We start from the raw sequence: 704 nt of genomic DNA, 5'->3' as shown, positions 1-704 counted from the left end.
GCCGTGCGGGTCACAGTCGCCGCGACATTTGAGGCATCCTTGGCGCGCTCGGCATTGGCCAGCACGGTGCCCGAAAGCTGCTCCATCGCCGCCGACGTTTCTTCGATCGTCGCCGCCTGCTTGGTGGTGCGCTCGGAAAGATCATTGGCACCGGACAGAATCTCACCCGTCGCCGTCTTCAGCGAGCGCGAAGTCTGCTTGAGCCCGGTGACAATCTCGCCGAGCTTTTCAGCCACTGCATTGGTATCGGTCTTAAGCCGCAGGAACGCCCCCTGGTAGTCGCCCTGCACCCGGTGGGTCAGGTCGGTCTTCGCCAGTGCGGCAAGCACCTCGCCGGTCTCGCTGACGCCGCGATCGACCGTCGACACCAACTCATTGACGCCATGTGCCAGCGCGTTGAGCTCGGCATCGGGGAACTCGGCCTCCACCCGCTTGGAGAAATCGCCGGCGATCGCCGCGTCCACCACTTCGCCGAACGCCTTCTGCAGCGTCTGCATCATCGAAGTGCGCTCCACCCGGCGCTGCACCGATGCCGTCCGCTCGCCCTCGGTCATTTCGGTGACCTTCAGCGCATTCTCCTTGAACACCTGCACGGCCTTGGCCATGTCGCCGATCTCGTCGCTGCGTTCAGCGCCCTTCACCTCGACCTCGAGGTTACCCTGGGCCAGCGCGCCCATCGTATCGGTCAGCCGGCTGATCGGCTT

General features: G+C 64.8%; 1 protein-coding gene. It reads right to left on the bottom strand.

The genetic code is table 11. The features are described 5' to 3' along the window. The coding region (locus AC1DYL_RS22770) for a HAMP domain-containing protein (protein ID WP_477174896.1) at positions 1–704 on the bottom strand (704 nt) is incomplete at both ends.

The sequence above is a fragment of the Devosia sp. P1_H9 genome, from assembly GCF_056405135.1.
This window is presented reverse-complemented; position numbering and strand designations above follow the sequence as displayed.